Below are 9,270 nucleotides of genomic sequence, written 5' to 3'. Positions count from 1 at the left end.
GAGCCTTCAGTAGCGGGGACAGGATTTGAACCTGCGACCTCTGGGTTATGAGCCCAGCGAGCTACCGAGCTGCTCCACCCCGCGTCGGTGAAACCACAGTATCACGACGCGGGGTGACCCGTTACCGATTGATCACTGGCCGGCCGGGGTGGGCGTCGTCAGCTTCGCCTCGGCCTCGATCGCGCGCTTCAGCGCCGCCTTGATCTCGTCCTGAGCCTTGCCGAAGGCCGCCCAGTCACCGGCCTGCCTGGCCTTCTCGGCATCCTCGATGGCCTTCTGCGCGTCGCCGAGGGCCGCCTTGACCGTGGGGTCCTGGGCCGTCGGCGGCGTGACCGTGCCGTCGCCCGGCGGCTGGACCGGGGGCACCGGAACGGTCGGCGCCTCGGCCCCGAAGACCACGTTCAGCGCCTTCTCCAGCGTGTCCTCGAAGGCGGTCTGGTTGCCGTAGGTCACGAGAACCTTGCGCAGCAGCGGGTACTTCAGGCCGGAGCTGCGGACGTAGACCGGCTCGACGTAGAGCATCCCGCCGTCGAGCGGCACCGCGAGCAGGTTGCCGTACTCGATCTCCGAGTCACCACCGCGCAGCAGGCGGATGGACTCGGCGATCTTCGGTTCCGACTGGAACTTGCTCTGTACCTGGCCGGGGCCGTCCGGCGGCTTGCTGGTCGGCATCTTCAGAATGCGGATCTTGCCGTACTCCGGGGTGCCCGGATCGGCGTTGACCGCCATGAAGGCACTCAGGTTGGGCCGCTCGTTCGGCGTGAACGTCGTGGTGAGCGAGAAGACCTGGTCCTTCTCCTTCTGGCCGGGCATCTTCATCGACAGGTAGTACGGCGGAACGGCCGTACCGGCCTTGGTCGTCGGGTCGTCCGGGACCGCCCACGCCTCACTGCCGCTGAGGAAGGTCTGCGGGTCGGTGACGTGGTAGCGGGTCAGCAGCTCGCGCTGGACCTTGAAGAGGTCCTGCGGGTACCGGAGGTGGTCCATGAGCGGCTTGGCGATGTCGGCCTTGGGCTTCACCGTGCCCGGGAACGCCTTCATCCAGGTCTTCAGGACCGGGTCCGCGGTGTCCCACTGGTACAGGTCGACCGAGCCGTCGTACGCGTCGACGGTGGCCTTCACCGAGTTGCGGATGTAGTTGACCTGGTTCTCCTGGGCGACCACCGCGCGCTGGCTGTTGGTCAGCGAGTCCGCGGTGCTCTGACCCAGCGTGGTGCGCGAGGCGTACGGGTAGCCGTTGGTGGTCGTGTAGGCGTCGACGATCCACTTGATCCGGCCGTCGATCACGGCCGGGTAGGGCGCGCCGTCGATGGTCAGCCACGGGGCGACGGCCTCGACGCGCTGCTTGGGCGTGCGGTTGTAGAGGATCCGCGAACCGTCGCCGATGGCGCCCGAGTAGAGGATCTGCGGTTCGTTGAAGGTGAGCGCGTAGGCGGCCCGGTTGACCGGGTTGGCGAGGTTGACGCCGGAGTCGCCCTTGTAGCTCGTCTCCTTCTCGCCCTTGTCGTCCGAGTAGTCGAGCTCCTTCTGCGGCCCGCCGACGATCGAGTACTGCTTCGTCTGCTCGCCGTAGTAGATGCGCTGCTCGAAGTCCGTGCCGAACACACCCTTGGAGGGCAGGTCGGACTGGGTGAAGTCGGGGGCGCCCTCCTTCACGGTGGTGCCCTTGGCCGCGACCACGCCGTAGCCGTGCGTGTACTTGAAGTGGTCGTTGATCCAGTTGTTCTTCGGGATGCCACCGATGTTCAGCTCGCGCAGCCCGATGACCGTGTCCTGGCCGCTGTACCGGTCCACGGCGAGCGTGGACGGGAAGGCGTAGTAGCCCTTGACCTGCTGGAGCTGCTGGAAGGCCGGCGAGACGATGTTCGGGTCGAGGATGCGGATGCTGGCCGTGGTGTCGGCCTGCGGCCGCAGCTTGCTCCGGTCCTCCGTCTGCGGGACGCCCGGGTAGTCCGTGACCTCGGAGCCGGCGATGCCGTAGGCGTCGCGCGTGGCCTTGATGTTCTTCTGGACGTACGGGGATTCCTTGGCCTGCTCGTTCGGCTGGACCTGGAACTTCTGCACGATCGCCGGGTAGAGCCCGCCGATCAGGATCGCCGACAGCACCATCAGGCCGAAGCCGATGACCGGCAGCTGCCAGGTGCGGCGCCACAGCGTCGCGAAGAACAGCACGGCGCAGATCGCGGCGATCGCGACGAGGATCGTCTTCGCCGGCAGGTAGGCGTTCGCGTCGACGTAGCGCAGGCCCGTCCAGTTGTCGGCGGCCTTGAAGTCGCTGGACTTCACGGCCAGACCGTACCGGTCGAGCCAGTAGGCGACCGCCTTGAGCGTGACGAACAGGCCCAGGAGCACCGACAGGTGTCCGGTGGCGGCGGCGGTGGCCCGGGCGCCCGGGCTGGTCACGCGCAGTCCGCCGTAGAGGTAGTGCACGACGGCCGCGGCGATCACCGACAGCACGACGGCCGCGAAGCCGAAGCCGAGCAGGAAGCGGTACCAGGGCAGGTCGAAGGTGTAGAAGGACACGTCCATGTGGAACTGCGGGTCCTTCGTACCGAAGGTCACCCCGTTCACGTACATGAGCCAGGTCTTCCACTGGCCGGCCGCCGAGGCGCCCGCGATGAGGCCGACGAGCACGGCGATGCCGAGCAGCAGCCACTTCTTGTACGGGGCGATGCTCATCCGGTAGCGGTCGAGGCTCTGCTGTTCCATCGACATCGCGCTGAGCGGCGGCCGCAGCCGGTACGCCAGCCAGATGTTGAAACCGACGGCACCGGCCATGAGCAGACCGAACACGGCGAACAGGCCGATCTTGGTCCACAGGGTGGTGGTGAAGACGGTGGAGTACTTCACGGAGCGGAACCAGAGCCAGTCAGTCCAGAAGCCCGCGAACATGATGAAGAGCATGGCCAGGACGGCCAGCACGCCCAAGGTCATCAGGAGAGTTCGGGACCGCCGGGAGGGGCGGCCGACTCTCATCCGTGGCCCGGAGGGGCCTCCGCCGCGGTCCGGCATCTGGAAAGCCAAGGTGCGCACCTCGAAAGTCGCTGAGTCTGGTAATGAACGGGCCCCCGATCGTAGAGCCCACTCATGCAACTTACTGAGGCTTCGGTCAGTTCCCGGTAATCGATGGAAAGGAGGCAGGATGTTGCCCATGTCCAACCTTTCGCCTTCCCCCGGCACCCCCATGGCGGCCAGTCCGCTGACCCGCGCCTGCCTCGAGATCGACGAGTACGCGGCCGGTCTCGGCTGGGACAAGCCCGCACGGCTCTTCGCCCTCGTCGACACCGCCCGGCTCAAGAAGCAGGAGCCGCGGCTGGCGGGCCAGCTCGGTCTCGACCAGGACGACGCCGGCAAGTCCTCCCTCACCCCCATCGAGCAGGACGAGGTCCCGAAGGGGACCCCGCTCGACAAGTTCCTCGGCACCATCGCCTGGCCCGACGCCGTCGTCGGCTGCGCCCTGACGGTGGAGCGCCTGATGCTGCCGCCGTCCGCTGAGGCCTCCGTACCCGAGGGACTGAACGACAAGCAGCTGTCGAAGTGGGTCGCCGGGCACCCGGAGCGGCAGGAGGTCCGCCTCACCGTGGCCGTGCTGCGCGACGGCTCGCGCGAGTCGGCCGTACGGCTGCGCGAGAAGGACTCCTCGACGGAGGTCCTCACCGGTGCGGGTCTGGTGCCCGGCCTGGCGGAGGCCCTGGCGGCGACCTTCTCGTAGGTCCTGCCCGTCAGGGCGAAGCGGCCGGGGCCGGGGTCGGGTCCGCGAAGTCCCGCCTGCCCCGGGCGCCGGGCGGCCGGCGCTACTTTGCGGACACTTCCTGGCCGGTGCACTGCGGCAGTCCGGCCGTGTCACCCTTGCTGATCTTCTCCAGTGCCTTCGTGGCGTCGCCGATGGTGGAGACCTTGACCAGGGTCAGCCCGTCGGGCACGTGGGAGGCCGCGGAGGCGCAGTTCTCGGCGGGCGTCAGGAAGTACTCGGCGCCGGCCTGGCGGGCGCCGATCGTCTTCATCTGGATGCCGCCGATGGGACCGACCTTGCCCTCGTCGGTGATGGTGCCGGTGCCCGCGACGAACTTCCCGCCGGTCAGGTCCTGCGGGGTGAGCTTGTCGACGATGCCGAGGGCGAACATCAGCCCGGCGCTCGGGCCGCCGATATCGGCGAGCTTGATGTCGATCGTGAACGGGAAGGTGTGGTCGGTGCCCGCCCGGATGCCGACGATGGCGTGACCGTCGCCCTCCGCCTTGCCCGCGGTGATCGTCACCTTCGAGGTGGCGGGGTTCTCGTTGCCGGTCTTCGCCGCCTCGGTCGCCTCCTTGGCGGGCACGACGGTGAACTCCACCGGCTCGCCGGGCTTGTGCAGCGTGACCAGCTTGGCCACGTCCTCGGGTGCGGTCACGGCCGCGCCGTCCACGGACTTGATCACGTCACCGGCGTGCAGCTTGCCCTCGGAGGGGCTGGCCTTGACCACGGTGGAGACGATCACCCGGGCGGTGACCGGGATGCCGAGCTGCTTCAGGGCCGCCACCTTGGCGCTCTGCTGCGACTGGCTGAACTCCTCGGCGTTCTCCTGGGTGGACTCCGCCTCCGTCTTCCCGTTGGGGTAGAGGTTCTCGTGCGGGACGACGATGTTGTCGCCGGCCAGCCACCCGTAGACCGCTTCCACCAGGCTCATGTCGTAGTCCGCACCGGTGACGCGGACCGTGGTCATGTTGAGGTGACCGCTGGTCGGGTACGTCTTGCGCCCCGCGATGTTGAGGACGGGCGCGCCGTGCGAGTCCCCGAGCGTGTTCACGGTGGGGCCGGGGCTCATCTCGGAGTACGGGACCTTGATGAACACCCCTGCGCAGAGCAGCGCGAACAGCACCAGGGTGGAAGCGAGCATCGTCGCGGTGCGGCGTGGCATGGATCCGACAGTACGGGACGGCCCTGACGGACGACCCTCGGGGCCGGTCCGGACGGGACCCGCACGCGAAACTCTCAGCGGAATCTCATCGACGGCGGCGGACGGGAGCGGGCCGGACGCGCAGCGTCATACGGCGTCAGACGGCGTCGGAGGAGGCGGAGTGGGCGGACGGGCCGGAATGGGCGTCGGCCTTCGCCCTGGTCTGATCGGCATGGGACATGGCTTCGCGGAATCGCGCGTAACCCGCGAGCTCGGATATGTCACCCTGTGTGCGGTCGCGTGCCGCCCAGCTGCCCCATATCGCCGCTCCGATCGCGGCGAACAGCGGAATCAGCAACCACGCCAAAGACGCCATGGGCCTGCCTCCCTACCCCGAAGTACGTTTCGTTGGTGGCTTCAACGCTCGTGCCCGTGGGGGGGTTACGCAAATCGAGGGCGTGTTGCGCGGCCGAACGGGTGCGAGGCTACCGCCTTCCGGGTGGCGCTCCGTGACCGGGGGTTCAGCAGGCCCCCACCCACTCCTCCGTGCCGTCGCTGAAGGTCTGGTGCTTCCAGATCGGGACCTCGTGCTTGAGGTCGTCGATCAGCATCCGGGCGGCCTCGAAGGCCTCGCCGCGGTGCGGGCAGGACACGGCGACGACGACGGCCAGATCGCCCACGGCCAGGTCACCGACGCGGTGCACGGCCGCCAGGGCGCGGACCGGGAACTTGGCGACGACGCGCTCGGCCACGCGGCGCATCTCGGCCTCGGCGGTCGGATGGCAGGAGTAGCCGAGCGAGTCGACGTCCGCGCCGCTGTCGTGGTTGCGCACCGTGCCGACGAAGAGCGTCGTACCGCCGGACGCGTCGTCGCCGACGGCCTGGAAGACCTCGTCGATCGACAGGGCGGTCTCGCGGATCTGGAGCAGCCGGATCGGGTCCGAAGCGGCCTGCTCACCGGGGTGGTCGAAGTGCGGTGCCATGCCTTCATCGTGCCCTAGCCGCTGACCCGGCGAAATAGCAGATTCGCCCGGGTCGCGGGCGCCGCCTTGGGAGCCTCCTACAGGGCGGGCCCGTGGAACCCCTCGGTCCGCCCGGCCGCAGGTGCCGCGGGCCGGGTCAGAGCCCCCGCCGCTTGCGCGCCAGGCGGACCGCCGCGGCCGCGCCCAGCAGGGCCACCGTCGCGCCGGCCGCACCGGCGGCCGTGGCGGCGTCCCTGCGGCCCAGCCGGCGGCCCGCGACCGTGTGGCGGCCCGAGACCTCCTGGAGGAGCTCGGCGAGCACCTCCTCGTTCGTCCACCGCGGCCGCCAGCCCGCCGCGTGCAGCCCGCTGACACTGACCACCCACGGGTGCATCGTGTAGGCGAGGTCCCCGGCCGGGGACGGGGTCAGGCCGATCCGGTGCAGCCGGGCCGCCGCTCCCAGGGCGACCGCGGAGGGGAGCTCCATGCGGCGGATGCCGCTCAGCTCCTCGACCTCCTCCTGCTCCAGCCACCCCTCGCAGCCCACGGCCAGCTCTCCCTCGACCTTCTCCAGGGCGGCGTACTCCAGGGCGCTGACCAGGTCGTCCACGTGGCAGAACTGCCAGGTCGGGCGGGATCCGGCGACCACGAGCAGCCGCGGGGACTCGAAGTACCGGGTCAGGGCGGTGTCCGTGCCGCCGACCAGGACGGCCGGACGGATCACGGTGACGTTCAGTCCGGGGTGCGCGCGGGGGGCGCGGCGGCCGAGGCGCTCGATCTCCAGCAGGTCGCCGACGCCGGTGGCCTCGGCTGTGGCGCGCAGCTCGGAGTCCTCGGACAGCGGGATGTCGTTGTCCGGCAGGGCCCCGTAGACCATCGCCGAGGTGCAGAGCACGACCCGGTGCACGCCGGCCGCGGCGGCGGCCGTCAGGACGGTCTGGGTGCCGCGCACGTTGTACGCCGTACGGGCGGCCGGGTCGGTCTCCAGGTCGAGGTCCAGCGCGAGGTGGACCACGACGTCCGCGCCGCGCAGCTTCTCGGCGATCGCGGGGTCCCGTACGTCGAGGATGTGCCACTGCGCGGCCGCGCAGTCCCCGCGTCGCTCGTCGATGGCGACGACCTGCTTGACCTCGTCGGAGGCGGCCAGACGGCTCACGAGGGCCGCGCCGACTCCCGAGGCGGCGCCGGTCACGGCGATCACCGGGCTCCGGCGGCGGGCACCCTCCGGGTTTCGCGGCTGGCGAACGCCGGGGGCGCTGTCACCGTGCTCGGAGCTGTTTTCGTCGTCGGGCATCGCGCGAAACTGCGGATCTGGGGAACTCACCGGGCGTCTCCAGCGGTTGTCTTCAGTAGGGACGCGCCGTGACGCGTACCCACCAGGTGATGTCCATCCTGCCGCAGCCCAGGAGTCGGCGGAGCACCGAGCCCGTATGCGGCCGCGGTGTCTACGCTGGGTGGTGTTGTCGGACCATTGCCCGTCGGCTCCCGCCGGCGGCCCTACGAGCCGAGGAAACCCGTGAGCGACACCCCATTCGGATTCGGCCTTCCGCCGGAGGAGCCGGAGAACGGCGACGATGGCAAGAAGAAGGGCAACCAGGGCGGCCAGGGCGGCCCGGCGAATCCCTTCGGGTTCCCCGGCATGGGTCTGCCGGGCGGGGCGGGCGCTCCCGGAGCGGACAACCCCTTCGCCGCGATGTTCGGTTCGGTGAACCCGAACGACCTCGGCGCCGCATTCCAGCAGCTCGGCCAGATGCTGAGCTACGAGGGCGGTCCCGTGAACTGGGACATGGCCAAGGACATCGCCCGCAAGACCGTCGCGCAGGGCACCGCGGACGGCGTGAAGGACACGAGCGTCGGCATCGCCGAGAAGTCCGCCGTCGAGGAGGCCGTGCGCCTCGCCGACCACTGGCTGGACGGGGTGACCTCGCTGCCCTCGGGCGCCACCACGGCCGTGGCGTGGAGCCGCGCCGAGTGGGTCGAGGCGACCCTCCCGGTGTGGAAGGAGCTCGTGGACCCGGTCGCGGAGCGGGTCGGCGCGGCCATGGGCGGCGTGCTGCCCGAGGAGATGCAGGCCATGGCGGGCCCGCTGCTCGGCATGATGCGCTCCATGGGCGGCGCCATGTTCGGCCAGCAGATCGGCCAGGCCGTCGGCACCCTCGCGGGCGAGGTCGTCGGCTCGACGGACATCGGCCTGCCGCTGGGTCCGGCCGGGAAGGCCGCGCTGCTGCCGCTGAACATCGAGGGCTTCGGCAAGGACCTGGGCGTGCCCTCGGACGAGGTGCGGCTCTACCTGGCCCTGCGCGAGGCGGCCCACGCCCGGCTCTTCGCCCACGTGCCGTGGCTGCGCTCGCACCTGTTCGGCGCGGTCGAGGGCTACGCCCGCGGCATCAAGGTCGACACCTCGAAGCTGGAGGACGTCGTCGGCCAGCTGGACCCGTCCAACCCGGAGCAGCTACAGGAAGCGCTCCAGGGCGGCATGTTCCAGCCGCAGGACACCCCCGAGCAGAAGGCCGCCCTGGCCCGCCTGGAGACGGCCCTCGCGCTGGTCGAGGGCTGGGTCGACGCGGTGGTGCACGAGGCCGCCAAGCCCCGGCTGACCTCGGCTGACGCGATGCGCGAGACCATGCGGCGGCGGCGCGCCTCGGGCGGCCCGGCGGAGCAGACCTTCGCGACGCTGATCGGCCTGGAGCTGCGCCCGCGCCGACTGCGCGACGCCTCGCGGCTGTGGGCCTCGCTCACGGACGCGCGCGGGGTGGACGGCCGCGACGGCCTCTGGGAGCACCCGGACATGCTGCCGACGGCCTCCGACCTGGACGACCCGGACGGCTTCGTGCACCGCGAGCAGCTGGACTTCTCCGAGATCGACAAGATGCTCGGCGAGGCCGCCGAGAAGCGCGAACAGGACGGCGACGAGAAGAAGTGAGCCTGCACGAAGACGCGGTCCTCGTCCTGAAGGCGTACGAGGACCAGCCGGAGCTGCGCGATCTGTACCTGGAGCACCTGGCGGCCCACCCGGACGGGGTCTACAAGCCCTGCGGGGCCGGGCACGTCACGGGCAGCGCGCTGGTGATCGACCCGGCGCGGGGGCGCGTACTGCTGACCCTGCACAAGAAGCTCGGCATGTGGCTCCAGATGGGCGGCCACTGCGAGGAGGGTGACCGCACCCTCGCCGACGTGGCGCTGCGCGAGGCCTCCGAGGAGTCGGGCATCACGGCGGGGCTGACGCTGCTCGAAGGCGGCCCGGTGCGCCTGGACCGGCATCCGATCCCGGCGCCGTGCAACTGGCACCTGGACGTGCAGTACGCGGCGCTGGCCCCGGCCGGCGCCGTGGCGGAGATCAGCGAGGAGTCCCTGGACCTGCGCTGGTTCCCGTACGGGGAGGTGGCGGCAGTGGCCGACACCTCCGTCGTACGGCTGCTGGAGGCGACGCT

8 protein-coding genes and 1 tRNA gene are annotated in these 9,270 nt (G+C 70.4%); 3 read left to right on the top strand and 6 right to left on the bottom strand.

Annotated features, from left to right (window positions below; genetic code table 11):
- Positions 1-10: 10 nt before the first annotated feature.
- Both ACWGIU_RS19740 and ACWGIU_RS19735 read right to left on the bottom strand, forming a co-directional pair.
- Positions 11-84 (bottom strand) — tRNA-Met (locus ACWGIU_RS19740).
- Positions 85-132: 48 nt separating this feature from the next.
- A complete protein-coding gene (locus ACWGIU_RS19735; protein ID WP_453707511.1) occupies positions 133-3,012 on the bottom strand; it encodes a UPF0182 family membrane protein in 2,880 nt (959 codons plus the stop codon).
- Between the two features lie 130 nt (positions 3,013-3,142).
- On the opposite strand from ACWGIU_RS19735, the gene ACWGIU_RS19730 reads away from it, so the two are divergent.
- Complete coding sequence (locus tag ACWGIU_RS19730; RefSeq protein WP_351153865.1) at positions 3,143-3,712, top strand: PPA1309 family protein; 570 nt, start codon at positions 3,143-3,145, stop codon at positions 3,710-3,712.
- A gap of 82 nt (positions 3,713-3,794) precedes the next feature.
- On the opposite strand, the gene ACWGIU_RS19725 is transcribed toward ACWGIU_RS19730, so the two are convergent.
- From ACWGIU_RS19725 to ACWGIU_RS19710, 4 genes are all read right to left on the bottom strand, one after another.
- Positions 3,795-4,898: a YlbL family protein gene (locus tag ACWGIU_RS19725; protein WP_453707509.1), complete on the bottom strand. Its 1,104-nt coding sequence runs from the start codon at positions 4,896-4,898 to the stop codon at positions 3,795-3,797.
- 136 nt (positions 4,899-5,034) lie between these two features.
- Entirely contained in the window at positions 5,035-5,253 is a 219-nt protein-coding gene (locus ACWGIU_RS19720; RefSeq protein WP_453707507.1) for a hypothetical protein, read from the bottom strand.
- Positions 5,254-5,398: 145 nt separating this feature from the next.
- Positions 5,399-5,860: a molybdenum cofactor biosynthesis protein MoaE gene (locus tag ACWGIU_RS19715; RefSeq protein WP_030010759.1), complete on the bottom strand. Its 462-nt coding sequence runs from the start codon at positions 5,858-5,860 to the stop codon at positions 5,399-5,401.
- Positions 5,861-5,996: 136 nt separating this feature from the next.
- Positions 5,997-7,133 (bottom strand): SDR family oxidoreductase, encoded by a 1,137-nt coding sequence (locus ACWGIU_RS19710; RefSeq protein ID WP_453707505.1) that lies wholly within the window; start codon positions 7,131-7,133, stop codon positions 5,997-5,999.
- Between the two features lie 222 nt (positions 7,134-7,355).
- Here ACWGIU_RS19710 and ACWGIU_RS19705 point away from each other — a divergent pair, with 222 nt between their 5' ends.
- Positions 7,356-8,762 (top strand): zinc-dependent metalloprotease, encoded by a 1,407-nt coding sequence (locus ACWGIU_RS19705; RefSeq protein WP_453707503.1) that lies wholly within the window; start codon positions 7,356-7,358, stop codon positions 8,760-8,762.
- Positions 8,759-9,270: NUDIX hydrolase (locus ACWGIU_RS19700; protein WP_453707501.1), on the top strand; the 512-nt coding region annotated here is incomplete at its 3' end. The genes ACWGIU_RS19705 and ACWGIU_RS19700, both read left to right, overlap by 4 nt.

This window comes from Streptomyces sp. NPDC054840, assembly GCF_053611065.1.
This window is presented reverse-complemented; position numbering and strand designations above follow the sequence as displayed.